Source organism: Streptomyces capitiformicae (genome assembly GCF_002214185.1).
Classification (GTDB): Bacteria; Actinomycetota; Actinomycetes; order Streptomycetales; family Streptomycetaceae; genus Streptomyces; species Streptomyces capitiformicae.
This window is the reverse complement of sequence record NZ_CP022161.1, coordinates 1,664,121-1,688,583: the sequence shown is the minus strand read 5'-3', so window position 1 is coordinate 1,688,583 and position 24,463 is coordinate 1,664,121. Positions and strand designations below refer to the sequence as shown.

19 protein-coding genes and 1 riboswitch are annotated in these 24,463 nt (G+C 71.2%); of the genes, 12 read left to right on the top strand and 7 right to left on the bottom strand.

What is annotated here, in order from left to right; translation table 11 throughout:
* The first annotated feature begins 88 nt into the window (after nt 1-88).
* Together CES90_RS07545 and CES90_RS07540 are read left to right on the top strand one after the other, a co-directional pair.
* Nucleotides 89-1,378 carry an ATP-binding protein gene (locus CES90_RS07545; RefSeq protein ID WP_229913727.1) on the top strand — a complete coding sequence of 430 codons (1,290 nt, stop codon included), beginning with the start codon at nt 89-91 and terminating at the stop codon, nt 1,376-1,378.
* Between the two features lie 212 nt (nt 1,379-1,590).
* The gene (locus CES90_RS07540) at nt 1,591-2,322 is read left to right on the top strand and encodes a LuxR C-terminal-related transcriptional regulator (protein WP_373313311.1); all 732 of its coding nucleotides are present in this window, start codon (nt 1,591-1,593) and stop codon (nt 2,320-2,322) included.
* A 92-nt stretch (nt 2,323-2,414) separates the two neighbouring features.
* Here the strand turns inward: CES90_RS07540 and CES90_RS07535 are convergent, their stop codons facing one another.
* On the bottom strand, nt 2,415-3,095 hold the full coding sequence (locus CES90_RS07535) for a TetR/AcrR family transcriptional regulator C-terminal domain-containing protein (RefSeq protein WP_189782271.1): 681 nt from the start codon (nt 3,093-3,095) through the stop codon (nt 2,415-2,417).
* A gap of 214 nt (nt 3,096-3,309) precedes the next feature.
* On the opposite strand from CES90_RS07535, the gene CES90_RS07530 reads away from it, so the two are divergent.
* Together CES90_RS07530 and CES90_RS07525 are read left to right on the top strand one after the other, a co-directional pair.
* Nucleotides 3,310-3,828, top strand: a complete 519-nt coding sequence (locus CES90_RS07530; protein ID WP_189782272.1) for a hypothetical protein — start codon at nt 3,310-3,312, stop codon at nt 3,826-3,828.
* Nucleotides 3,829-3,876: 48 nt separating this feature from the next.
* Entirely contained in the window at nt 3,877-4,425 is a 549-nt protein-coding gene (locus CES90_RS07525; RefSeq protein ID WP_189782273.1) for a hypothetical protein, read from the top strand.
* A gap of 168 nt (nt 4,426-4,593) precedes the next feature.
* Here the strand turns inward: CES90_RS07525 and CES90_RS07520 are convergent, their stop codons facing one another.
* A complete protein-coding gene (locus CES90_RS07520; RefSeq protein WP_189782274.1) occupies nt 4,594-5,673 on the bottom strand; it encodes a C40 family peptidase in 1,080 nt (359 codons plus the stop codon).
* A gap of 464 nt (nt 5,674-6,137) precedes the next feature.
* Here CES90_RS07520 and CES90_RS07515 point away from each other — a divergent pair, with 464 nt between their 5' ends.
* Complete coding sequence (locus CES90_RS07515) at nt 6,138-6,491, top strand: hypothetical protein (protein WP_189782275.1); 354 nt, start codon at nt 6,138-6,140, stop codon at nt 6,489-6,491.
* Nucleotides 6,492-6,513: 22 nt separating this feature from the next.
* Here CES90_RS07515 and CES90_RS07510 read toward each other — a convergent pair whose 3' ends face one another.
* Nucleotides 6,514-7,692 (bottom strand): C40 family peptidase, encoded by a 1,179-nt coding sequence (locus CES90_RS07510; protein WP_189782276.1) that lies wholly within the window; start codon nt 7,690-7,692, stop codon nt 6,514-6,516.
* Nucleotides 7,693-7,701: 9 nt separating this feature from the next.
* Nucleotides 7,702-7,874: riboswitch (cyclic di-AMP (ydaO/yuaA leader) on the bottom strand.
* 239 nt (nt 7,875-8,113) lie between these two features.
* Here CES90_RS07510 and pcrA point away from each other — a divergent pair.
* Complete coding sequence (gene pcrA, locus CES90_RS07505) at nt 8,114-10,600, top strand: DNA helicase PcrA (protein ID WP_189782277.1); 2,487 nt, start codon at nt 8,114-8,116, stop codon at nt 10,598-10,600.
* A gap of 83 nt (nt 10,601-10,683) precedes the next feature.
* Here the strand turns inward: pcrA and CES90_RS07500 are convergent, their stop codons facing one another.
* Nucleotides 10,684-12,306, bottom strand: a complete 1,623-nt coding sequence (locus CES90_RS07500; protein ID WP_229913728.1) for a M23 family metallopeptidase — start codon at nt 12,304-12,306, stop codon at nt 10,684-10,686.
* 373 nt (nt 12,307-12,679) lie between these two features.
* Nucleotides 12,680-13,540: an esterase/lipase family protein gene (locus CES90_RS07495; protein ID WP_189782279.1), complete on the bottom strand. Its 861-nt coding sequence runs from the start codon at nt 13,538-13,540 to the stop codon at nt 12,680-12,682.
* 516 nt (nt 13,541-14,056) lie between these two features.
* On the opposite strand from CES90_RS07495, the gene CES90_RS07490 reads away from it, so the two are divergent.
* Nucleotides 14,057-14,473, top strand: coding sequence for a cobalamin B12-binding domain-containing protein (locus tag CES90_RS07490; RefSeq protein WP_189782280.1), 417 nt, complete (start codon nt 14,057-14,059; stop codon nt 14,471-14,473).
* 36 nt (nt 14,474-14,509) lie between these two features.
* On the opposite strand, the gene CES90_RS07485 is transcribed toward CES90_RS07490, so the two are convergent.
* Together CES90_RS07485 and CES90_RS07480 are read right to left on the bottom strand one after the other, a co-directional pair.
* On the bottom strand, nt 14,510-16,123 hold the full coding sequence (locus CES90_RS07485; protein WP_189782281.1) for a DUF5691 domain-containing protein: 1,614 nt from the start codon (nt 16,121-16,123) through the stop codon (nt 14,510-14,512).
* Between the two features lie 100 nt (nt 16,124-16,223).
* The gene (locus tag CES90_RS07480) at nt 16,224-17,591 is read right to left on the bottom strand and encodes an SWIM zinc finger family protein (protein WP_189782282.1); all 1,368 of its coding nucleotides are present in this window, start codon (nt 17,589-17,591) and stop codon (nt 16,224-16,226) included.
* Between the two features lie 133 nt (nt 17,592-17,724).
* Here CES90_RS07480 and CES90_RS07475 point away from each other — a divergent pair, with 133 nt between their 5' ends.
* From CES90_RS07475 to CES90_RS07455, 5 genes are all read left to right on the top strand, one after another.
* Nucleotides 17,725-18,948 (top strand): ATP-binding protein, encoded by a 1,224-nt coding sequence (locus CES90_RS07475; RefSeq protein ID WP_189782283.1) that lies wholly within the window; start codon nt 17,725-17,727, stop codon nt 18,946-18,948.
* Nucleotides 18,945-21,359, top strand: coding sequence for a DUF5682 family protein (locus CES90_RS07470; protein WP_229913729.1), 2,415 nt, complete (start codon nt 18,945-18,947; stop codon nt 21,357-21,359). The genes CES90_RS07475 and CES90_RS07470 overlap by 4 nt, the downstream gene beginning before the upstream one ends.
* Nucleotides 21,356-21,517: a hypothetical protein gene (locus CES90_RS07465; protein ID WP_189782284.1), complete on the top strand. Its 162-nt coding sequence runs from the start codon at nt 21,356-21,358 to the stop codon at nt 21,515-21,517. The genes CES90_RS07470 and CES90_RS07465 overlap by 4 nt, the downstream gene beginning before the upstream one ends.
* On the top strand, nt 21,514-22,689 hold the full coding sequence (locus tag CES90_RS07460) for a VWA domain-containing protein (RefSeq protein WP_189782285.1): 1,176 nt from the start codon (nt 21,514-21,516) through the stop codon (nt 22,687-22,689). Before CES90_RS07465 ends, CES90_RS07460 begins: the two co-directional genes overlap by 4 nt.
* A 280-nt stretch (nt 22,690-22,969) precedes the next feature.
* Nucleotides 22,970-24,118 (top strand): hypothetical protein, encoded by a 1,149-nt coding sequence (locus CES90_RS07455; RefSeq protein WP_229913730.1) that lies wholly within the window; start codon nt 22,970-22,972, stop codon nt 24,116-24,118.
* The last annotated feature ends 345 nt before the right edge of the window (nt 24,119-24,463 follow it).

Here is a 24,463-nt window from a genome sequence, read left to right as displayed (position 1 = left end):
CGTTCGATCATGACCCGGCCGAAGATCAGGGGCGTCTCGGGGGTCGACCCTGATGCCTCGATCCGCCGTGCGTGTGAACATCGATGGCATGCCGGAAGCCGCAGCACTGCCAGTCGACACTCCGCGGCCCCCGCGCAAGCTCTACCGCAGCAGCGACGGTCGCTGGCTCGGAGGCGTGGCGCGAGGGCTCGCCGGACATCTCGGCCTGCCCGTGACCTGGGTGCGGCTCGTCTTCGCCGGCCTGTTCATGGCGGACGGCCTGGGCGCCCTGGTCTACGCGGCGTTCTGGTTCTTCGTGCCGCTCGGCGTGGGCGGGGTCGACAACCAGCGGCCCCCGGCCATCGCCGCCGAGACCTTGCCCGACGGCCGCCGCAGACTGGTGGCCCGCAAACCGGACCGGGGCCAGATCGTCGCCCTTCTCCTCATGGTCGTCGTGGCCATGGTCTTCGTCGGCAATGTGAATCTCGGCGACGGCGCCAGAGCGTATCTCTGGCCCACTGTGCTCGTCGCGGCCGGCGTGGCCCTGGTCTGGCGGCAGGCGGACAACGCCCGGCGGGCCCGCTGGGCCGAGGTCGGCCGCCGTCGGCGCACGATCACCCTGCTCCGCTCGGTGGGCGGAGTCCTGCTGGTCACCGCGGGCGTCTCCGGGATCTTCGTACTGCAGGGCTCCGCCGCCCACCTCGGCTCGGTGCTGCAGGCGGCGCTCGCGGTCCTCGTCGGTATAACGCTCCTGGCGGGCCCGTACCTCGTCCGTATGACCCAGGACCTGTCCGAGGAGCGCCTGATGCGCATCCGCGCCCAGGAGCGCGCGGAGGTCGCGGCCCACGTTCACGACTCGGTGCTGCACACGCTGACGCTGATACAACGCAACGCCGACAACCCGAACGAGGTCCGCCGCCTCGCCCGCGCCCAGGAGCGCGACCTGCGCACCTGGCTGTACAAACCCGAGGGCACCGGCAAGGACGAGGAGGACGAGCCCGACACCCTCGCCGAGGCCGTGCGGCGCAACGCGGCGGAGGTCGAGGACAAGCACGGCGTCCCGATAGAGGTGGTCGTCGTCGGTGACTGTCCTCTCGACGAAGGGCTGACCGCGCAGATGCAGGCCGCGCGTGAGGCGATGGTGAACGCCGCCAAGTACGGTGGCGAGGGCGGCGCAGTACAGGTTTTCGCCGAAGTCGAGGGCAGGACGGTCTTCGTGTCCGTCCGTGACCGAGGCCCCGGCTTCGACCTCGATGCGATACCCGCCGACCGCATGGGCGTCAGAGAATCGATCATCGGCCGCATGGAGCGCAATGGCGGTACGGCACGGCTCCGCGCCGTACCGGACGGCGGCACGGAGGTCGAGTTGGAGATGGAGAGGGCGGAGACGACGTCATGAGCGACGCGAACCGGGCGAACGACCTTGCCGTACAGGGCGGTTCGGGCACGGGGCCGACCGAGGGCCAGGGAGGACCGGCCGAGCCTGGACCCGGGCAGGGACCTCGGCCGGGAGCCGCGCCGGGGACCGGACCCGCCGAGGGCGAGCCCAACGCGGCCGCAGCGTCCGGTGTGTTGGGCGATTCCGGCGCGACCGATGCGGCTTCGTCCGAGGTGCCCGACGCGTCCGCGTCCGGCGAGCCGGCGGGCACTGGGGGCTCCGGGCCCGGCGCCTCCGGGCTCGGTCGGCATGTTCGGGTCGTGCTGGTTGACGATCACCGTATGTTCCGTACGGGAGTGCAGGCCGAGATCGGGCAGACGGACCGTACGGGCGTGGAGGTCGTCGGGGAGGCACCCGATGTCGACCAGGCGGTTTCGGTGATCACGAGCACACGGCCCGAGGTGGTGCTCCTCGATGTCCATCTGCCCGGTGGCGGTGGTGTCGAAGTGCTGCGCCGCTGCTCGGCGTTGATGGCGGACTCCGAGCAGCCTGTTCGGTTCCTCGCACTGTCCGTCTCGGACGCGGCGGAGGACGTCATCGGAGTGATCCGGGGCGGTGCGCGGGGCTATGTCACCAAGACGATCACCGGGTCGGACCTGGTCGACTCCATCTTCCGGGTCCAGGACGGCGACGCGGTCTTCTCCCCGCGACTGGCCGGCTTCGTCCTCGACGCCTTCGCCTCGACCGACGCCCCGCCTGTGGACGAGGACCTCGACCGTCTCACCCAGCGCGAGCGTGAGGTGCTGCGTCTCATCGCCCGTGGCTACGCGTACAAGGAGATCGCCAAGCAGCTCTTCATCTCGGTGAAGACGGTGGAGTCCCATGTCTCCGCCGTACTGCGGAAGTTGCAGTTGTCCAACCGGCATGAGCTGACGAGGTGGGCGACGGCACGACGGCTGGTGTGAGCGTCATACGGGTGTGACCTGGGGGCGACGGCCTCGCCCTCGGCGTGATGGCGCCCGGCTGGCCCTGGGCCGGGCCCGGCCCAGGGCAGCGCTCAGTTCGCAGCCGTTCGCTGCTCCGCCAGGCCGTTGAGGAGGGCCCGGAGGCCGAGTTCGAAGGTCTGCTCGGGGGTGGCGTTGTACTCGGTGGCGGCGAGGGAGTCCAGGCGGGTGCGGAGACGGGGGAAGGCCATGGCGACCTCGGCTGCCTTGGCCATGGTGTGCCGCATCAGCTCTTCGGGGTCGCCGCCGTCGCGGTGCAGGCGGCGGGTGAGCGAGGCCGTGGCGGAGGCGCCCAACGCGCTGCCGAGTACGAAGGTGAGGACGGCGGCGGCAGCGCGGTCCGCCTCGGGGCCGGTGAAGCCGCCCGCTTCGTAGACGGCGAGGCTGTGGTCGTCGTAGCGGGACTTGCCGGGGCCGTAGAAGAGGTAGGAACCGAAGGCCTGGACGAGCCACGGGTGGCGGGTGAGCATCGTGTACAGGTCGGTGGCCAGGGTGGTGGCCGCGGTGTGCCAGCCGACCGTGGTGACGTCGGGCAGGGGGATCTCGTCCCATACCGTGTCGCCGACGAGCAGGACCAGATCGTCCTTGTTCTTGACGTGCCAGTAGACGGCTGTGGCGGCGGTGCCGAGCCGCTTGCCCAGGCTGCGCATGTTCAGGCCCTCCAGACCCTCCTCGTCGAGCAGTTCGATGGCGGTCCGGATGATCTGTTCCCGGGTCAGCGTGTCGCGTGGCATGGCGTCACGATAGGGCACGCGAGAGGGACTTGTACAAAGTTCAGGAGCTTGGACTGTACTTAGTTCAACTTACCTCGGCCGCACGCTTGCACTTAGTTCAGGTTCTGCCCTACCTTCGAATTGCACTTAGTTCAGGAAGTGCTGTGGCCCTCACTTGAACTAAGTGCAACACCTGACAGGCCCAGACAGGCCCAGACAGTCAAGGGAGTCGACCGTGAACGTCCTCATCGCCGTACTGCAACTGCTCGTCGCCGCGGCCTTCGTGAGCATCCCGGTGGTGCGCCACTGCTACGGAGCCGCCGCGATGGCGGGCGCCGAGGCGGAGCTGGAACGGCAAGGGGTCCGAAGGACGGCGCTGGCCGAGAACGGGATGAGGTTCGATGCCGGGGGCCATGAGACGGCGGCTCCCGTCTCCGTTGCCGTGATCATGACGGCCCTGGCCGGGCTCAACCTGGCGGACAGCTCCTGGGCGGGGACCCTGACCTGGGTCTTCCAGTCGCTCGTCCTCCTCGGCAACTGCGTGATCCTCTACAGCCAGTTGACCGCAGAGCAGTCCGTGCGGTCCGCCTTCGCGCGCAAGGGCGACCCGATGCTGGCGCGTGTCGACGTCGAGGCGCTGCTCAAGGCGGCCGAGGTCGCCTTCCCCGCCTGGGTCTGGACCCTGCAGAACGTGCGCCACGCGGTGGTGTTCGGAGCCTCCGCCCTCGCGCTGCTGACGCTCGCCGTCGCGTGACGGGCCCCCTCACCCCGACCACTCCCCGACACCCGTCGGAGGTTCATCATGCCGATCGCCGTTCTCATCGCGGCCACACTGCAACTCCTGCTCGCGGTGACGTTTCTCGTCATCCCCGTCGCCGTATGGAAGACCGGAGGTGCGGCTCAGCGGGCGGCCGAAGCGGAGGTCGTGCGGCAGGGGCGGCCGCCCGAGGTTCTCGCTCGGCACGGGATCAGGTTCAAGGAGGAGGTGCGGGAGTTCGCGCTGGCGCTCGGTATCGCCGCGACGCTGACGGTGCTGGGGTCGCTCAACCTCGCGGGGATCGGGGCCGGTCGGGTGCTGTCGTGGATCCTCGAACCGGTCGTGCTGGTCGGGGTCGGACTGGTGACCGCCGGACAGGTGTTCGCCGCGCGCTACACCGAGGCCACGTTCAGCAAGTCCGACGACGCTGCCGTACGGGACCTGGACGGACGGGCCGTGATCGCCGCGGCGAGCGCCCGGTTCCCGTTCTGGCTACGGCCGTTGGTGCTGGTGCGCTTTTCACTGGCGACGCTGGGCTCGCTCCTCGTCATCGTTCTGCTGTCGACACCGGCGGCCGGAACGTACTTCCGCTAGGGCCTGTCGTCACATTCCCGTCGTCACATTCGCGTCGTCACATTCCCGTCGTCGCCCGGCGGGCGGCCTCGCGCCCGCCGCGGCAGCGGCTGCTGGGGGAGCGTGCATGGCGTCGCGGGGCAGACGGGAATGTGACGACAGGCCCTGGGCCCGGCCGGGAACTCGGGCTCAAGCCACCCGCGTGGCCCCGGCGAAGGGCATCTCGTCCAGGGGGGCCACGCGGACCGGAGCGGAGGGGTTCGGGGCGTGGATCATCTGGCCGTTGCCGACGTAGATGCCCACGTGGCTGATGCCGGAATAGAAGAAGACCAGGTCGCCGGGGCGGAGTTCGGAGCGGGCGACGCGGCGGCCGGCGTTGATCTGGGAGTAGGTCGTGCGGGGGAGCGAGACACCGGCGGAGCGGTACGCGGCCTGGGTCAGCCCCGAGCAGTCGAAGGCGTTGGGGCCGGTGGCGCCCCAGACGTAGGGGCTGCCGAGCTTGGAGTAGGCGTAGGAGATGGCGGCGGCGGCACGGGAGTTGGGGGCGTCGGCGGTGGCGGAGGCGGGCGAGACCGGTCCGGTGAGGCCGCGCTGGGACGAGGCGGAGGAGCGCGAGGCGTGGCCCGTGCCGCCGCCCGCGGTGTCGAGCCGGGCCCGGTCCCCGGTGGTGAGCCGGTCGAGCAGTTGTCGCGCCTCGGTCAGCTTCGTGGTGACGGACTTCTTGTGGCGCTTCAGCTCCGTCTGCCGGGTCTTGAACGTGCCCAGTTCGACGCGGGCGGCACCGCGCAGCCGTTCGATCTCCTGCAACTGCTGCCGTACGCTCGCCACGTCCGCCGCCTGTCTGCCGCCGACCCGCTCGGCGAGGGCCGCGCGGTCCAGGTACTGGTCCGGATCGCCGGAGAGCGCCAGTTGCCACGAGGGATCCATGCCCCCGTTCCGGTACTGCGCCGCCGCCAGCGAACCCAGCTCGTCCCGAGCCGAGTTGAGCCTGTCGGTGCGGCGGGCCGCCTGGTCGCGGAGCTCCTCCAGGTTCTCCTGCGCCTTGTCGGCCTTCTCCTTCGCGCCGTTGTACTTCTCGGTGGAGACCTCGGCCTCCTCGTACAGCTTGTTCACCTTGGCCTTGACCTGGTCCGGCGTGAGCTGTGGATCGGCGTGCCCGATGCCGTCGAACCCGGTCGCCGTCGCCGCGCTCGCGAGGGCGAAGGTCGCGGCGGTGCGGAACGTATGGCCGCCGAGCGAGCGCTGTCTGGGCTTGCGGTGCGCTGCCACGTGGACTCCATGTCCTCTCGTACGACCGCCGTCCGTACGTCGGTGCGCACGGACCGCCTGGGGGAACGGTTACGCGTCCGGCGGCGGCCCGCACAGGGGGGAGCGGGACACCGCCGGACCTTCTCGGCGGTGGTGTCCGACTGCCGCCCCTGGCCCGGGCGGCGGTGGGGAGCCGGCCACCTGGTGGAGGACGCTAAGCCTGGCTGTGTCCACCTGGTAACGCTTTGTGCGGAAGTGGCGTGCACCGACCGTGACATGACCGTATGTGACCGTGATCCAGCCCTGGCGTCGCCGACTTCACGCTCTGCGATGACCGATGCGGTGATTTCGAGCCGGACGGGGGTGAAGTGGTGCTATGGAGCGCATATATGCAAGATCGTCGGGGCGTGATCGGAGGTGCTGCTTACGCTGCGCAGCCTGCCCCGGTGCCCGGCGGAACCCGGTCCTCTCATTAGGCTCCGCCCATGGACGTACTCATCCACCTCTTCGTCGCCCTCCACATCATCGGCATCGCCGCCCTCCTCGGCGGTTTCCTCACGCAGATGAAGGCGATGGGCCAGGGCACCGCCCGCTTCGTCCCCGCGATGCTCCACGGCGCCCTCACCATGCTGGTCACCGGCGCCGTCCTCGTCGGCCTCAACCAGGCCGACGGCCAGCCCGTCAACAACATCAAGATCGGCGTGAAGCTGGCCCTGCTGGTCGTGATCCTGGGGCTGGTGTACGTGAAGCGGGACGAGGAGGCGGTGGAGAAGCCGCTCTTCGGCCTGGTCGGCCTGCTGACGACCGCGAACATCTTCATCGCGGTGCTCTGGACGTGAGGCCCTGAGGTCTTTTTCGGACCTACGCCGGCCGCACCACGCTGTGGATCGACGACTCCCCGTCGTAGAACACCGACTCCTCCCGCACATACGTTCCCGGCTTCGGCGCGTGGATCATCATGCCGTTGCCGATGTAGAGGCCGACATGGCCGATGTTGTCGTAGAAGAAGATGAGATCGCCGGGCTTCGCGTTCGCGAGGGAGACGGTGGTGCCCGCGTTGACCTGGTCGTAGGTCGTGCGGGGGAGGTCGACGCCGGCGGCCTTCCAGGCGGCCTGGGTGAGGCCGGAGCAGTCGTAGGAGCCGGGGCCGGTGGCGCCCCAGACGTACGGCTTGCCGATCTGCTCGCGGGCGAAGGTGAGGGCCTTGGCGGCCTTCGAAGCGTACGTCGAGTCCTCGACCGTCGTGGTCGTGGACGTGTTCGTCTCGGGGGCCGTGGCGGTGGAGGTCTCCTGCTGGGCCTCCTGAGTCTGCTGGGAAGACTGGGCCGCCTGGGCCGCCGCCTGCTGACGCGCCAGCTCCTCCGCCTTGCGGTCGGCCTCCTCCTGCTTGCGCTGCTCGATCGCGGCGAGCCGGGCCTTCTCCTCGGCGGTCAGCTGCGACAGCAGTTCACGGGCCTCGGCGAGCTTCGCCTGGACCTTGGCCTTGCTGGACTTGAGGGTGTTCTGCGACTCGGTGAGCTGCTCAAGGCTCTCGGTCGCCTTCTGGCGCTGCTCGGTCGCTTCGGCCTGCTGCGTGATGTAGTCGTCGACGGCGCCCTTCTGGCGGTCCGTCAGCCGGTCCATCAGCTGGTTCTGGTCGAAGTAGTCCTGCGGGTTGTCCGCCAGGAGCAGCGACGCCGCGTCGGGGGAGGCCGCCCCCGTGCGGTACTGGGCGGCCGCGAACGAACCCAGTTGCTCCCGCGCCTGGTTGAGCTTCTCCGTGCGCTCGGCGACATCGTCGAGGAGGGCATCGACCTTCTTCTTCTGCTTGGTCGTCTTCTCCTTGACCGAGTTGTAGTTCTCGGTCGCCGACTCCGCCTGACGGTAGAGGTCGTCTACCTTCTTCTCGACCTCCTCCAGGCTCGGCTTGTCGTCGGCCGAGGGGGCGGCGTTGGCCGACTGGGAGAGCAGGGCCACTGAGGTGAGGGCGGCCGTGGCGAGGGCCGGGGTGCGTATGCCCGCGCGTGTTCGGGCCGGACGCGGCTTGCGGTGCGGCGCCATGGTTCGGCGTCTCCTTCCGTAATCCGCCTACCGAGTTAGCTGTCGGGTTCGGGCGCGTGCTTCGGAAGGTTTGCCCTACGACCCTTGCCGCGCATGGCAGTCGGGTCGATTCACCCCAGAGGTCGGTGGGTCCCCGGCTCCGGCAGCCAGGAGAGGCGTACCGGACTCGGCGGAGGCCGTGCGGCCCGGCGACGTTCGCCGGTTGGGTCGTACGGCCCGGCGAAACGCTAGCCAACACATGTGGCCCTTGTGAAGGTTGATGTTCGATATGCCCGATACGTTTTCGTGACCTTAGCCTCTCGGACGCGATAAGCGCTACGATCGATCGCTTACCGTTGTGAGGTGGGTGCGGTGGGTGATGTGCATCGACTTCCCGGGGCGGCCCCTCGCTGTCAGTGGGGGCGCCTAGACTCGGAGAGCGATGAGCAGCCTCTTTGACGACAGCTTCCTGGCGGACCTCCAGGCCCCCCGCGGCCACGAGGAGGAGCACCCGCCACCGCCCGAGGACGATCACGCTCCGGAGCCGGTTCCGGACGATCTGTTCGGCGGGAAGTTCGACGTGCCGCCGGACCGGGACGCCTACTACCGCGACGGCGCGCCCCGCCCCGCCATCGACCCGGCGGCGCTCCTGGACGGGCTGAACGAGAACCAGCGCGCGGCCGTCGTGCACGCCGGCTCCCCGCTGCTCATCGTGGCCGGCGCCGGCTCCGGCAAGACCCGTGTGCTCACCCACCGCATCGCCCATCTGCTCGGCGAGCGGAACGTGCACCCGGGCCAGATCCTCGCGATCACCTTCACCAACAAGGCCGCGGGCGAGATGAAGGAGCGCGTCGAGCAGCTCGTCGGCCCGCGCGCCAACGCGATGTGGGTGATGACGTTCCACAGCGCCTGCGTCCGCATCCTGCGCCGCGAGAGCAAGAAGCTCGGCTTCACGTCGTCCTTCTCGATCTACGACGCCGCTGACAGCAAGCGCCTCATGGCTCTCGTCTGCCGTGACCTGGACCTCGACCCCAAGCGCTTCCCGCCCAAGTCCTTCAGCGCCAAGATCTCGAACCTCAAGAACGAGCTGATCGACGAGGAGGACTTCGCCGCCCAGGCATCCGACGGCTTCGAGAAGACCCTCGCCCAGGCCTACGCGCTCTACCAGTCCCGCCTCCGTGAGGCCAACGCGCTCGACTTCGACGACCTGATCATGACGACGGTCAACCTGCTGCGCGCCTTCCCGGACGTCGCCGAGCACTACCGCCGTCGCTTCCGCCACGTCCTCGTCGACGAGTACCAGGACACCAACCACGCCCAGTACGCCCTGGTCAGAGAGTTGGTCGGCACCTCCGAGCATCCCGTGGACGTACCGCCCAGCGAGTACGACGTACCGCCCGCCGAGCTCTGCGTCGTGGGTGACGCCGACCAGTCGATCTACGCCTTCCGCGGTGCGACGATCCGCAACATCCTCCAGTTCGAGGAGGACTACCCGGACGCGACGACGATCCTGCTGGAGCAGAACTACCGCTCCACGCAGACGATTCTCTCCGCGGCCAACGCGGTCATCGAGCGCAACGAGTCCCGCCGCCCCAAGAACCTGTGGACCAACGCGGGCGCGGGTGCGCAGATCACCGGCTATGTCGCCGACACCGAGCACGACGAGGCCCAGTTCGTCGCCGACGAGATAGACCGGCTGACGGACGCGGGCGAGGCGAAGGCGGGCGACGTCGCCGTCTTCTACCGTACGAACGCCCAGTCCCGTGTCTTCGAAGAGGTCTTCATCCGCGTCGGCCTGCCCTACAAGGTCGTCGGTGGCGTCCGCTTCTACGAGCGCAAGGAGGTCCGGGACGTTCTCGCGTATCTGCGCGTCCTGGCCAACCCGGAGGACTCGGTTCCGCTGCGACGCATCCTCAATGTGCCGAAGCGCGGCATCGGGGAGCGTGCCGAGGCGATGATCGACGCCCTCTCCCAGCGGGAGAAGATCAGCTTCCCGCAGGCGCTGAAGCGCGTCGACGAGGCATACGGCATGGCGGCCCGCTCGACGAACGCCGTCAAGCGGTTCAACGTGCTGATGGAGGAGCTCCGGACCATCGTCGAGTCCGGTGCCGGTCCTGCGACGGTCCTGGAAGCGGTTCTCGAACGCACCGGCTACCTCGCCGAGTTGCAGGCCTCCACCGACCCGCAGGACGAGACCCGCATCGAGAACCTCCAGGAACTCGCGGCCGTCGCCCTGGAGTTCGAGCAGGAGACGGGCGAGGGCGAGGCCTCGGGCTCGCTCTCCGACTTCCTGGAGCGGGTCGCCCTGGTCGCTGACTCCGACCAGATCCCCGACGAGGAGGAGGACGGCTCGGGCGTCATCACGCTCATGACCCTCCACACTGCCAAGGGTCTGGAGTTCCCGGTCGTCTTCCTGACCGGCATGGAGGACGGCGTCTTCCCGCACATGCGTGCCCTCGGCCAGACCAAGGAGCTGGAGGAGGAGCGTCGCCTCGCGTATGTGGGCATCACCCGCGCGCGTGAACGGCTCTACCTCACCCGATCCTCGATGCGCAGCGCCTGGGGCCAGCCCTCGTACAACCCGCCGTCCCGGTTCCTGGAGGAGATCCCGGCCACCCATCTGGAGTGGAAGCGGACGGGAGCCTCCGCACCGGTGTCCTCGGGTCCGGCCGCCGGAATCGCGTCCTCGCTGTCGTCGTCCCGCTCCCGTTCCTCGGCCTCGGGCGCGTCCGGCTTCGCGACCCGCCGCACCAACGAGAAGCCGGTGGTCTCCGTGGCCGTGGGCGACCGTGTCACCCATGACCAGTTCGGTCTCGGTACGGTCGTCGCCGTCAAGGGCACGGGCGGGAACGCGGAGGCGACGATCGACTTCGGCGACGCGAAGCCGAAGCGGCTGCTGCTGCGGTACGCGCCGGTGGAGAAGCTCTAGAGACGAGTTGGGCCCCTGCTGCGGAGCAGGGGCCCAACTCGTCTTCGTGTCTGTTATGTCGGGTTGTGCCGGGTTGTTTCGGGTTACGTCGGGTCCAACCCATGGCTGCGCAGCCACGACAGCGGGTCTATGGCGGAGCCACCGGCGGGGTGCACCTCGAAGTGCAGATGCGGGCCGGTCGAGTTGCCCGAGTTGCCGGAGTACGCGATGACATCGCCGGCCTTGACGGTCGTACCGGAGGCGACCTTGTACGTGGAGAGGTGGCAGTACCAGGTCTCGGTGCCGTCCTTGGCGGTCACGATGACCATGTTGCCGTAGGCGGCGTTCCACTGCGTCCGTACGGTGCCGTCCGTCGCGGCCATCACCGGGGTGCCGTACGCGACGGGGAAGTCGATGCCGGTGTGCAGGGACATCCAGTTGATGCCGGACTGCCCGTAGTACGCGCTGAGCCCCTGCTGCGAGACCGGCAGCGCGAACTTCGGGCGCAGCCGCTCCTTGCGGGCCGCCTCGGCCGCCGCCTTCTTCTGCTCCAGCTCCTGCTGGGCCTTGAGGTCGATGCGCTCCTGGGTGCGGCTCGCCCGGTCGGCGAAGTCGTCCGCCTCGGCGGAGAGACTCTCGAGCTGGGTGTCGAGCTGGTTGTTGGCCGTGGACGGCTGCACCGGGGTGGCGTCCGACTTGGTGGCCGCCGTCGTCTCCGTGTCGTCGCCGCCGATGCCGACGGAGGCCGCCGCGATCCCGGCGACCCCCATGACACAGGCCGACGGAACGGCCACGGTCAGCAGGGCGGAACGTTTGGCCGGAGCGCGCCGCCTCGAACGCGAGGCCGCGCGGGTGGCCGCCCGCCCGGGGCTCGCGCTCCTGGCGTTGGGCGCCGGGGCGACCTCCTCCTCGCCGTCGAGCAGTGCGGCGCGGTCCGCGCCGTCGTCGTCGAGACCCTCGGTCTCGAACTCGCCGTCCGCGGGGAGGGGTTGGTCCTGGTCGTACGAGGTGATCTGCTCGAACGCGGCGGTCGCCTGCTGGGCGAAGTCCACGGCCTCGGCCGAGGGACGCTCGTGGGCGTCGTACGATTCGGGGGCGCTGCCGCCGTGCTCGTACGACTCGGAGGTGGTGCTGCCGTCGCCGTGGTCGTCGGTGGCGGACTGGGCGCCGTCGCTGTTCCACTGCGTGGCGTCGAACACGCCTGTCGCGAAGTGCTGGATGCCGACCCACTGCTGGGTCTGGTCGGCGCCCAACTGGTCCGCCTGGTCGAGCTGTTCCGCCCGCAGCCAGCCGCTCGCGTCCCACTGGCCGCTGGAATCGGGGCCCGTGGACTGCGCCGGGACCTGGGCGAGGTGCTCGTAACCGGCCGACCAGCACGTCGTGTCGTAGCTGCCCGTGTCGAGCGCGGCCTGGTGCTGCGCGGCGTACGGGTCGTAGTTCAGCGTCTGGTGGCTGCCCGTCGACCACTGCGAGGCGTCGTAGGAGCCGGTACCGGCGTCGTTGCCCGGCATGTCACCGAAGAGTGGGTCGGTCGCGAACGTGGCGGTCGCGTGCGCGCTGGTGCCGGAGTCGAAACCGGACTCAAAACCCGTGGCGGCGTAGTCGCCGTACGTGGTGAAGTCGCCGAGAGTGGCTCCCTGGTGGCCGTACGACGCGTAATGCGCCGCGTCGGCATCGGAAGCCGGAGCCGGGGATGTTGCGGTCCCCGACGGGTGACGATCGTTCACCAACTTCTCTTTCGCCTCGACGACAGGGGCTGGCAGAGCAGTGCGGTGACTGTACCCGGCGGTACGCGGGCGCGACAATCTTCAACGGGTTTCGCGGCCGCAGGAAACGGGCATTCGAGCGTCTTTCGGGGGACTGCAGGCACGACTTTGGCTTTGTGTTCGAAGGTTGTTCGATAGCGGGCGGCCGTGTGGGGGTTGTGGGGCGGCCGAGTTGTGGGGGTCGGGACCGTCCTCGGCGTGACGGCGTGCCGGTGGTGGGGCGCGTGGTTGCTGTCGGGTGGGTGTCGCGGGCCGGGCGTGTGGCGGGGGCGCGTGGGGGTGTGTCGGGTTTATGTCGCGATCAGCCGTTTTGCACCCCCGTCGGTCCGTGCGTCTACGCCACGGTCAGGCCGCCGGGGCGGGTGGCCGTGCGGGCTCCCGTGCGGGCCGTGTCGAGTGCCTCGCGGATTCCGGTGGCGACGGCGGGGTGCACGGGCAGAGCGAGGTGGCCGATGCCGGTGACCTGGACGTTCTGCACCATCAGGTCCGGGTGGTCGATGGAGGCGGTCTCCACCGGAGCCATCACATGGTCGAAGTCGCTCCAGAACGCCACGAAGTGCGTACGGCACCCCGGCGCCGGTGCGCGCAACTCCTCCAGCACCTCCGAACCCGGGCGCATCTGCCGGACGATCGGGTGGGCGTTCGCGAGCGGTATGGCCTGGGTGCCGCCGTGCGGGGTGCCGAGCGTGACGAGCGTACGGACGCGGTGGTCGCCGCCGAGTCGCTGCACGTAGTACCGCGCTATCAGTCCGCCGAGGCTGTGCCCGACGATATCCACCTGTTCCTGCCCCGTGCGCTCGCAGATGTCCTCGATGTGCCGGCCGAGCAGGTCGGCGGCGGTGCGGATGTCGCAGGTGAGGGGCGAGTAGTTGAGGGACTCGATATGCCGGTGGCCGTGCTGGGCGAGGGAGCGGCGCAGCAGGACGAACACGGAGCGGTTGTCGATGAAACCGTGCAGCAGGACGACCGGCGGCCTGTCCTCGGTCGGGAGCCGGGGTGCGTCGGGCGGAGGGAGCGTGGGCGTGGTCCGGCGCTCGGAGACGATCCCGGACGGGTAGAGCAGCAGATGCCCGGCGAGGATCGCCAGCTCCAGGGCGGTCGCCTTGACGAGGTCCATCGAGAGCCCCACCAGCCTGGCGGGCAGGAACCGCTCACAGAGCGGAACAAAAGGGGCTATCGCCCCGGTGACCTTCATGCCCGACCTCCCGTCGGCACACGGGGGGCGGCTCTGTCCCCCGTGCGCCCTCATGGAGAGCCGAGGTCGCGGGCGGCGGACGACGGGTGGCGGAGGGCGGGCGGTGCTTGCGATGCGTGTGACGTACGGGGTCCTCCCTGACTCCCCCCGCTGTTGTTGCCCTCTGCTGTCTGTCGATGTCTGCCTGCGCCGATGAGTCCCGCCACCGCGATCTCCCGCGGACGGTGGGGTGTACGGCCCCTGCAACGGCTCTCCTCGTGCGCGACGCTCCTGCCTCCTGGCACGCGCGCCACGGCGGTCGAGGCGATCGGCGCGGATGCCGCGATCGCCTCGTCCCCGCGACGCGTGAGCCGCAGAAACGGGAACGGTGCGCGGCGAACGTGTCCCACCGTGTGATTTCCCCCTCGCTCACCACCGCGAAACTGCCGGGTGCGGGATGCTGGAGATAACGTTCGTTCACTTCGCCGGTGTGTGGTGCGGGTAGCTGTTCGGTGCAGTCGTTTCATGGAGGCAGTGATGGGTGTGGCAGCCGGTCCGATCCGTGTGGTGGTGGCCAAGCCGGGGCTCGACGGCCACGATCGCGGGGCCAAGGTGATCGCGCGGGCGCTGCGTGACGCCGGAATGGAGGTCATCTACACCGGCCTCCACCAGACGCCGGAGCAGATCGTCGACACGGCGATCCAGGAGGACGCCGACGCGATCGGGCTCTCCATCCTCTCCGGCGCCCACAACACGCTCTTCGCGGCCGTCATCGCACTCCTCAAGGACCGTGACGCCGAGGACATCCTCGTCTTCGGTGGCGGCATCATCCCCGAGGCCGACATCCCACCCCTCAAGGAGAAGGGCGTCGCCGAGATCTTCACCCCGGGGGCCACGACCGCGTCCATCGTGGACTGGGTTCGAACGAACGTGCGACAGCCGGCCGAGACCTGAGCCCAGCGCTTGCGGTGCGTTTGTACGTGCGGGGTGTCACAGCGGCGCCAGCTCTGCCTGCATGGCGGCCCGCAACCGCAACGTGCTCGTAAGCCGCTGAAACGCCTCAGCCCAGTACCCACCCGCCCCCGGCGCCGCATTCTCCGGCTCCTCCGCCGCAGCAGCGAGAGGATCGAGCCGAACCGCCTCCACCGGGTCCAGGCACCGCTCGGCCAACCCCATCACCCCACTGAAGCTCCAGGGATAACTCCCCGCGTCCCGCGCGATATCGAGCGCGTCCACAACGGCCCGCCCCAGCGGCGGAGCCCACGGCACCGCACACACCCCCAGCAGCTGAAACGCCTCCGACAACCCATGCGTGCCGATGAACCCCGCCACCCACTCGGCCCGCTCCCCGGCATCGATCGTCGCCAGCAGCTTGGCCCGCTCGGCCAGAGACACGGCTCCGGGCCCGCCGGCCTCGGGCGTGGACGGCGCCCCCAGCAGCGCCCGCGACCACCCGGCATCACGCTGCCGCACCGCCGCCCTGCACCACGCCCCATGCAACTCCCCCTGCCAGTCGTCCGCGACCGGCAACGCCACGATCTCCTCCGGAGTGCGCCCTCCGAACCGCCGCGACCACGCCCCGAGCGGCGCCGCCTCCACCAACTGGCCCAGCCACCACGACCGTTCTCCCCGCCCGGCGGGAGCCTTGGGTTGCACACCGTCGCGTTCCATGCCCGGATCACACTCATGCGGGGCCTCGACCACGAGTGTGGGCGTGCCGCGCGTGTGGTCGACGGCCACACACGCGGTCGCCCGCCGCGCCATCCGACCCGCGAGCGCCGAGGAGGGCAGCGCGGACAGCAACTCCGCGGCCGTGGCCCGCACATTCCGGCTGCGGTCCGCCAACGCGCCCTCCAGGAACGGCTCGTCCTCCGCCGCCAGCCCCGCCCGGAGGGCGTCGAGGAACATGAGCCGGTCCTCGGCCCGTTCCGTCGGCCATGTGGATGCCAGCAACTCACGTGCGGTGCCGGGATCGTGGGCCCGCAGCGCGGTGAGCAGCGCCACCCGCTCCGCGAACAGGCCCTCCTGCCAGAGACGCCGGACCCGTTCCGGCTCGCCCGGGCCGGGCAGCGCCGCACCGCCGCCCGGCGCGGCACGCAGCGCGAAACGCCAGTCCGGGTTCAACCGGGCCAGCCACAATGCCCGCACACCCGCGAAGGCCAATGCGGCCGGCCGTAGATCGGTACGGCCGCGCGCCGCGTCGAGCAACGCGGGCAGCGCCTCCGGCGGCGCCGCGTAACCGTACGCGTTCGCCAGCGCCAGCCACTGCGGCAGCAGCTCCATCAGGTCGGGCGCCGTACCCCGGCGACCGCCACCCGCGCCGGGCCGGTCGGCCAGCAGCGTCGCCAGTCTGCGTGTCGCGGCGGGCGGCAGCGGAGGGCGCCCGTCCGCCGGCGCAGGCTCCGGCCGCACCGCCGCCCGCACGGGACGTATCCCCGCCCGGCGCCGCACCGTCTCCACCGCCGCCGCGTCCAACAGAGCCACGGGCGCCTCCCGGCCGGACCCCGACCCCGGAGGCGTACGACGATCCGTGCCGAGCAACGCCGTCGTGACGAGTTCCTCCCAGGAGAGCCCCGAGGAAGCGGCCGAAGAGGTGCTGGTCATGAGGGTTCCTTCCATAGGGCAAGGGGACGGCGGTGAACAGGGCGGTGAGTTACCGGTGTTGGGCGGGCCGGGTGAGTCGGGTGTGGCGCTGCGCCTCCGCTCAGCACAGCGCCACCGCCTGCCCGGACGCCCCGTCGGTTCTCTCCGCCCATGCCGTCAGCGGGCTGAAGCCCCGGTGGTCGCATTCGCCGAAGACCGTGACGGGGGCGCCGCCGGAGAGGGCGGCGAGGCGCCACAGGCCCGGGCGGGAGCGCGCGGACGGATTGATGGCGAGGGCCAGGTCGCTGTCCGCGTCGGCCAGTTGCCAGGACTCGCCGTCCGGGACCGGTATGACGCGGGCGAGCGTGACCGGATACGAGTCCAGCCAGGGGTCGTCCCGCAGGGCCTCGCCGTAGCGGGCCGCCGCCGCGGCCGGCGTCACCCCCGGCGGCCGTATGGCGGCGGGCTCGGGTGCCGTGAACCGCTCGCCCAGGGCCGCCCGCAGCTGCCCCGCGCCCGGGTACGCCGACACCTCCGCCTCGAACGCCAGGCCCACCGGGAGTGATAGCTCGGGTGCGCGGCCGGCGGCCCCGTAAGAGAGGAGCAGGGCCGTACGGCCGGACTCGGCGCCGTGGAGCCAGATGCGGCGGGTGGTGAGGTGGGAGTCCGATGTGTCGTACTGGGCGAGGGCGAGCCAGCGGTCGCGGACCGGCGGTCCGTCCGGTGAGCCGGACAGGCCGACTCGGGAGCGGACCGTCGCCGCGAGGCCGTCCGGGAGTTGCTCGCGGCGCAACCAGCCCTGGTCGAGAAGGTGGAGGAGGGCGCATTCCTCCAGCAGACGGACCGGCCAGCCCGGGCCCGATCCCGGTACGGCCCCCAACTCCCGTACCCGCGCTGCGAGTCCGGGAGCCTGCGCGTCGACCATGCGGGCCGCCGTCTCCTCCCACAGCCCGTAGCCCGCCTGCTCCGCGGCGGCGAGGCCGCCGCGGAGCAGGTCGGTCAGGCGCTGCTCGAGCTCCGTCGCGCCCGCGGTGATCCGCTCGGCGCGCCGCTCGGCACGGCGGCGCGCCGCCTCGGGGTCAGCGGACGCGGCCCCAGATGCCGCGCCCGTCCTCGTCGTCCTCTCCGCCGCACGCGCGCGGCGGCCGGACAACCACTGCTCCGCCCAGTCCGGTGCCTGCCCAGGCGGCACCGCACCGTCGTCGCCCGCCCAGAGCAGCAGCAGCCCCAACGCGTGCTTGCACGGGAACTTGCGGCTCGGACAACTGCACTTGTACGCGGGCCCTGCGGAGTCCGCGACGTCCACGATCGTTTGATACGGCTTGCTTCCACTTCCCTTGCACAGTCCCCACACCGTCCCCTCGTCCGAAGTGCCCGCCTGCGACCACGGTCCGGCCACGGCGAGTTTGCTTCCGGCTTTGCGCGACGCTGCGTCAGGCGCCAGTGCCAGCACCTGCTCAGCCGTCCAGCGCACCCCCTGCTGAGTCATGTTCTGAAGGTAGATCCCACCACTGACAATTGGCTTGCGCCAGCCTATTTCCGCAGGTCAGACTGGATTGTCAGTGGCTTGGTGCAGTCTGGTGACCAGATCCGAACCGGCCGAGCTGGAGGGGGACTCAGCCATGCCTGCGTCTGTTGAAACGACCACTGTCGACCCGACCCACAACCAGTCCGCGCCCGCGAACGCGCACACGCCCGTGCACACGGACGCGGGCGTAGGCGTGCGTACGGACGCGAGCGTGCGGGGAGCGGGAGAGCCGGCCGGCGACGAGGCGCTGCGGCCGCACGCCGAGCAGGCCTTCGCAGCTGAACTCGCCGCGTTGGCCGAGCAGGACGACCGGCCCCGTCCGGCCCGATGGAAGTTGTCGCCGTGGGCCGTCGCCACCTATCTGCTCGGCGGCACACTGCCGGACGGCACGATCATCACACCCAAGTACGTGGGTCCGCGACGCATTATCGAGGTCGCCGTCACCACCCTCGCCACCGATCGCGCCCTGCTCCTGCTCGGCGTCCCCGGCACCGCCAAGACCTGGGTGTCGGAGCACCTGGCGGCCGCCGTCAGCGGTGACTCGACGCTGCTCGTCCAGGGCACGGCCGGCACACCGGAGGAGGCGATCCGCTACGGCTGGAACTACGCGCGGCTGCTCGCCCACGGCCCGAGCCGCGACGCCCTCGTGCCCAGCCCCGTCATGCGGGCCATGGCGGAGGGCATGACCGCCCGGGTCGAGGAGCTGACCCGCATCCCGGCCGACGTGCAGGACACCCTGATCACGATCCTGTCCGAGAAGACGCTGCCGATCCCGGAGTTGGGGCAGGAGGTGCAGGCCGTCCGCGGCTTCAATCTCATCGCCACGGCCAACGACCGCGACCGCGGGGTCAACGACCTGTCGAGCGCCCTGCGCCGCCGTTTCAACACGGTAGTGCTGCCGCTGCCGGAGAGCGCCGACGCCGAGGTGGACATCGTCTCGCGCCGAGTCGACCAGATCGGACGCTCCCTCGATCTGCCGACCACACCCGACGCCATCGACGAGATCCGCCGCGTCGTCACCGTCTTCCGCGAACTGCGCGACGGTGTCACGGCGGACGGCCGTACGAAGCTGAAGTCGCCCAGCGGCACACTGTCGACGGCCGAGGCGATCTCCGTGGTCACCAACGGGCTCGCCCTCGCCGCCCACTTCGGCGACGGCGTCCTGCGCCCCTCCGACGTCGCCGCCGGGATCCTCGGCGCCGTCGTCCGCGACCCGGCCGCCGACCGCGTCATCTGGCAGGAGTACCTGGAGGCCGTCGTCCGCGAGCGAGACGGCTGGACGGACTTCTACCGCGCCTGCCGCGAGGTGAGCGCGTGACCGGACACGAGGAGTATCAGCAGCAGGTGCGGCCGTCCGGCGGCGGGCCGCTGCTGCTCGGCGTACGGCATCACGGGCCGGGGTCGGCGCGGGCGGTGCGGGCCGCGCTGGAGGCGGCCCGGCCCCGGGTCGTGCTGATCGAGGGGCCACCGGAGGCGGACGCCCTGATCCCGCTGGCCGCCGACGAGGACATGCGGCCCCCGGTCGCCCTCCTCGCCCACGCGGTGGACGAGCCCGGCCGCTCGGCGTTCTGGCCCTTCGCCGAGTTCTCCCCGGAGTGGGTGGCCATCCGGTGGGCCCTGAGCCACGGCGTCCCGGCCCGCTTCATCGACCTTCCGGCGACGCACACGCTGGCCTGGGGCAAGGAGGAGGCCGTGACCGCCGAGCCGGAGGGGCCGACCGCGCAGCCGGAGGGGGCGGCTGAGGAGTCGGCCGCGGATGAGGCGGTTCGGGTCGATCCGCTGGGCGCGCTCGCCGAAGCCGCCGGGCATGACGATCCCGAGCGCTGGTGGGAGGACGTGGTCGAGCACCGGGGGACGGGCGGGGACGTCTTCGCGCCGTTCACCGTGCTGGAGGAGGCCATGGGGGCGCTGCGGGAGGTGTACGGGGACGGAGGGCATGACCGCGACCCCGTGCGCGAGGCGTACATGCGGTTGCAGGTGCGGGCCGCGCAGAAGGAGTTCGGGGACGACGAGGTGGCCGTGGTGTGCGGGGCCTGGCATGTGCCCGCGCTGCGGGAGAAGCGGACCATGGCCGCCGACCGGGCGCTGCTGAAGGGGCTGCCCAAGGTCAAGGCAGACATGACCTGGGTGCCGTGGACGCACCGGCGGCTGGCCCGGGCCGGCGGCTACGGGGCGGGGATCGACTCGCCGGGCTGGTACGGGCATCTGTTCGGCGCGCCCGACCGCCCCGTCGAGCGGTGGCTGACCAAGGTGGCCGGGCTGCTGCGCGAGGAGGACCGGATCGTCTCCTCCGCGCATGTCATCGAGGCGGTACGGCTCGCCGAGACGTTGGCCGCGATGCGCGGGCGACCGCTGCCGGGCCTCACCGAGACCACCGACGCCGTACGGGCGGTGATGTGCGAGGGCTCGGACGTGCCGCTGTCGCTGGTGCACGATCGGCTGGTGGTCGGCGATGTGCTGGGCGAGGTGCCCACGTCGGCGCCGGCGGTGCCGTTGCAGCGGGACCTCACGCGGTCGCAGCGGAGGCTGCGGCTCAAGCCGGAGGCACTGGAGCGGGAGTTGGAGCTCGACCTGCGCAAGGAGAACGACGCCGAGCGCAGCCGACTCCTGCACCGGTTGGGGCTGCTCGGCATCGCGTGGGGCGAGCCCGCCGCCTCGCGCGGCAGTACGGGGACGTTCCGGGAGACCTGGCGACTGCGCTGGGAGCCCGAGCTGTCGGTGCGGGTCGCCGAGGCCGGGGTGTGGGGGACCACCGTGCTCTCGGCGGCGACCGCGAAGGCCGAGGCGGACGCCCTGTCGGCCCAGTCGCTCGCCGACATCACCGGACTAGCCGAGCGCTGCCTCCTCGCCGAACTCCCGGACGCCCTGCCGGTGGTGATGCGGGTCCTCGCCGACCGCGCCGCCCTCGACGCCGACGTAGGCCACCTCGCCCAGGCGCTCCCGGCCCTGGTCCGCTCCCTCCGCTACGGCGACGTCCGCGCCACCGACACCCGGGCGCTGGCCGAGGTCGCGGCCGGGCTCGCCGAGCGAGTCTTCGTCGGCCTCCCGCCCGCGTGCGCCGCCCTCGACGCGGACGCGGCCCAGGAGATGCGCCGCCATGTGGACGCGGTGCACGGCGCGGTGGGGCTGCTGGGCGACGCCGTCACAGGGGAGCGGGACGGAAAGATGCGGGGCGGCATCCGGGCCCGCTGGCACTCCGTGCTCCACGTCCTGTCGGAGCGGGACACCGTGCCGGGCGTCATTCGGGGGCGGGCCGTGCGACTGCTGCTGGACGACGGGGAGTTGGCGCAGGACGAGGCCGCCCGGCTCATGGGGCTCGTGCTCTCGCCGGGTACGGCGCCGGCCGACGCGGCGGCGTGGATCGAGGGGTTCGTCGGGGGCGGCTCCGGCGGCGGAATACTGCTGGTGCACGACGAGCGGCTGCTCGGGCTGGTGGACGCCTGGCTGACCGGGGTTCCGGGGGACGCATTCACCGACGTACTGCCGTTGCTGCGGCGCACGTTCTCGGCGTACGAGCCGGGGGTGCGCAGGACCCTCGGCGAACTGGTGCGCCGGGGACCGGGAACAGCGGGAAGCGGTGGTGCGGTCGGCTCGGGCATACCGGGCTTCGCCGACGAGCTGGACGCCGAGCGCGCCGACGCCGTACTGCCGGTGCTGCGGCTGCTGCTCGGCCTTGAGAGCGACCAGGAAAACGCCGACGACAACAACCTTGTGGGGGTGGCGGGATGACGACCGAGGAACTGAGGGAGCCGAGGCAGGCCGCCGAAGCGGTGGACGCCAAGGACAGGCGAGGGCGCGGCCACGGGCGCCGCTCGGACGACGGCCCGACGACGACCGTGCCGGTGATCCCGCTCTGGGACCGGCCTCGTACGGAGGTGCGCGGATGACGACGGGGACAACAGGGGTGGACACGGCCGCGGCCGACGAGCGGCTCAGGCGGTGGCGGCTCGTGCTGGGCGGGGACTCGGCGGACGGTACCGGGCGTGTCCTGAGCGGGCAGGACGCGGCGATGGACCAGGCGTTGACCGCGCTGTACGGGAAGGGGGACAAGCCGCAGACGGGGCGGGAGCGTTCGGCGGGGCTCGGGGCGTCGGCGCCGTCGGTGGCGCGGTGGCTCGGGGATATCCGGACGTACTTCCCCTCCTCCGTCGTCCAGGTCATGCAGCGAGACGCCATCGACCGGCTGGGCCTGTCGGCGCTGCTGCTGGAGCCGGAGATGCTGGAGGCGGTGGAGGCCGACGTCCACCTCGTCGGCACGCTGCTGTCGCTCAACAAGGCCATGCCGGAGACGACCAAGGAGACCGCGCGTGCCGTCGTGCGCAAGGTCGTCGAAGACCTGGAGAAGCGGCTCGCCACCCGCACCCGGGCCACCCTCACCGGCGCCCTCGACCGCAGCGCCCGTGTCAACCGGCCGCGCCACCACGACATCGACTGGAACCGCACGATCTCGGCCAACCTCAAGAACTACCTGCCGGAGTACCGGACGGTGGTGCCCGAGCGGCTGATCGGGTACGGGCGGGCCTCGCAGTCGGTGAAGAAGGACGTCGTCCTCTGCATCGACCAGTCGGGATCGATGGCGGCGTCCGTCGTCTACGCGTCCGTGTTCGGGGCGGTGCTGGCGTCCATGCGGTCCATCAGCACCCGGCTTGTCGTCTTCGACACGGCCGTCGTCGATCTCACCGACCAGCTCGACGACCCGGTCGACGTCCTCTTCGGCACCCAGCTCGGCGGTGGCACGGACATCAACAGGGCGCTCGCGTACTGCCAGTCGCAGATCACCCGGCCCGCGGACACGGTGGTCGTGCTGATCAGCGACCTCTACGAGGGCGGGATACGCGACGAGATGCTGAAGCGGGTGGCGGCGATGAAGGCGTCGGGGGTGCAGTTCGTGACGTTGCTCGCGCTCTCCGACGAGGGGGCGCCCGCGTACGACCGCGAGCATGCGGCGGCGCTCGCGGCCCTCGGCGCACCGGCGTTCGCCTGCACGCCCGATCTCTTCCCCGAGGTGATGGCGGCGGCGATCGAGAAACGGCCATTGCCGATACCGGATGGTGTCTGACCGTCAGCGCCTGACCGTCAGACCCGCCTGACCGCCTGACCGCCAGCGCACGGCCGTGCGGGTGGATGGCAGGTTACCGGGGCCGTCGCGGGAGTTGAGAACCGGACAAGGAGGGTTGAAAAGCGGACATGACAACGCGTCGGTGACAGGGGGCTTGCGTGACCGCGGGCGTCCCGTGCGAGGATCGTCAGCACTTCACAGCCTTCACACGGGTGTTCGCATCTCGCGCAACTTCGCCCCGTACTTCGTCGTTCCGCCGCACGGAAGGACCCTCCCCGCTTTGTCCTCAGCAGCCGCGCCGCTCGGTGCCGGTGCCGCTCCGCGCGTGATGCGCGGGGCCGCCGGGCGGCGTGTGGTGCAAGTGGTGCTGCTGGTGGGTGGGTTGTTCGTGCTGGGGGTTCTCTGCGGGGAGCGGGCGAGCGCCGCGGAGGGGGTTCCGACCTCACCGCTCGCCTCGATCACCAGCGAGGTCCAGGAGATCACCGCTTCGGCGGCCTCCGTCGAGCATGCGTCCGACGGCGCGCCCGACACCTCACGCGACACCACGCCCGATCCCGTACCCCGTCCGACGGCCGCCGTCTCGGACACCGTCACCGACGCCACCGGCCCGGTCGCCCGGGTGGTGCAGCCGGTCGGCGAACACGTCGTCGAGCCGGTCACGCGGCACGTCGTCGAGCCGACCGCCGAGCAGGTCGTTCGGCCGGTGAGCGAGGATCTCGTGCGGCCGGTCACTGACGACGTCGTGCGGCCGGTCACCGAGGGCCTCGTGCGGCCGGTCACCGAGGGCCTTGTGCGGCCGGTCACCGAGGGCCTTGTGCGGCCGGTCACCGAGGGCCTCGTGCAGCCCGTCGCCGAAGGGGTCGTGCGGCCGATCGGTGATGTGGTGGAGTCGGTGACCGAGGGGCTGGTCGGGGCGCCGTCGCAGTTTCCGCCGGTGACCGAGTTGCCGTCGCCGCCCGGGCTTCCGCAGTGGCCGGACCTGCCCGGGCTGCCGGTGTGGCCCGTGTTGCCGGGAGAGACTCTGCCGGCCGACGTGACGCCGCAGGTGCCGGGCGGGGCGGAGTCCGAGCGGCCGGGCGCGATCGTGGACGGTGGCCGTGAGCGGGCCGTCGTCCCGGAGCCCGTCGTCCACGGGCCGCATGTCGGCGCCGACAGCGGTGCGGTGGCCGTGCCGGTGGCTCACCGGGCCGCCGGTACCGGGGACGCGCGAGTCGCGCGGACGCCCGTACAGCAGGGCCCCGACGGACTTCCGACCGGCGCGCTCCGCGGGCGCTCCGCGGTCGACAACGGCGGGCCGCGCCACGCCGAGCCGCACGCCGTCACCTCTCTTCACCAGGCGCCGCTGAGCCTCGTGCCCGGCGCCACCGCGGCCGACGCCGCGTACGGGACCCGGGACCACCACCGGGACATCCCCGAGTTCCCCGGCTAGGGCAGGCCTTCACCCCGCCAGACCTGTAGCGCGGGGGCGGAACAGGTATGCCCGCCGTCCGGGCGTCCCTCCCCTTCCCCGGAGCCCCGGACGACACCGGTGCCGCCGCTTCCGTTGGGTCGCGGTTCCGGCCCCGCCGGTGCCACCGGCGCAGAGGGCGTCGCCGACTCGGTCACCACGAGCTACGTACCGCGCGGTATCTGACCGCCGCAGGACACGTGGCAACAACTTGACCCTCCGCCGGAGGAAATCCGGACGGCCGAAATCCGTCGGTCGTGTCCGGGCGGATGCCGGCGGATGGTGGCGGGTGATCCCATTGGGGAGGAGATCACCCGCCGCGGGCCC

Bases quoted from the DNA above. Each gene is read 5' to 3' on its own strand.
- CES90_RS07545 (WP_229913727.1), top strand. From the start codon at position 89: ATGCCGGAAGCCGCAGCACTGCCAGTCGACACTCCGCGGCCCCCGCGC.
- CES90_RS07535 (WP_189782271.1), bottom strand. From the start codon at position 3,095: ATGCCACGCGACACGCTGACCCGGGAACAGATCATCCGGACCGCCATC.
- CES90_RS07525 (WP_189782273.1), top strand. From the start codon at position 3,877: ATGCCGATCGCCGTTCTCATCGCGGCCACACTGCAACTCCTGCTCGCG.
- CES90_RS07515 (WP_189782275.1), top strand. From the start codon at position 6,138: ATGGACGTACTCATCCACCTCTTCGTCGCCCTCCACATCATCGGCATC.
- CES90_RS07510 (WP_189782276.1), bottom strand. From the start codon at position 7,692: ATGGCGCCGCACCGCAAGCCGCGTCCGGCCCGAACACGCGCGGGCATA.
- pcrA (WP_189782277.1), top strand. From the start codon at position 8,114: ATGAGCAGCCTCTTTGACGACAGCTTCCTGGCGGACCTCCAGGCCCCC.
- CES90_RS07495 (WP_189782279.1), bottom strand. From the start codon at position 13,540: ATGAAGGTCACCGGGGCGATAGCCCCTTTTGTTCCGCTCTGTGAGCGG.
- CES90_RS07490 (WP_189782280.1), top strand. From the start codon at position 14,057: ATGGGTGTGGCAGCCGGTCCGATCCGTGTGGTGGTGGCCAAGCCGGGG.
- CES90_RS07485 (WP_189782281.1), bottom strand. From the start codon at position 16,123: ATGACCAGCACCTCTTCGGCCGCTTCCTCGGGGCTCTCCTGGGAGGAA.
- CES90_RS07480 (WP_189782282.1), bottom strand. From the start codon at position 17,591: ATGACTCAGCAGGGGGTGCGCTGGACGGCTGAGCAGGTGCTGGCACTG.
- CES90_RS07475 (WP_189782283.1), top strand. From the start codon at position 17,725: ATGCCTGCGTCTGTTGAAACGACCACTGTCGACCCGACCCACAACCAG.
- CES90_RS07465 (WP_189782284.1), top strand. From the start codon at position 21,356: ATGACGACCGAGGAACTGAGGGAGCCGAGGCAGGCCGCCGAAGCGGTG.
- CES90_RS07460 (WP_189782285.1), top strand. From the start codon at position 21,514: ATGACGACGGGGACAACAGGGGTGGACACGGCCGCGGCCGACGAGCGG.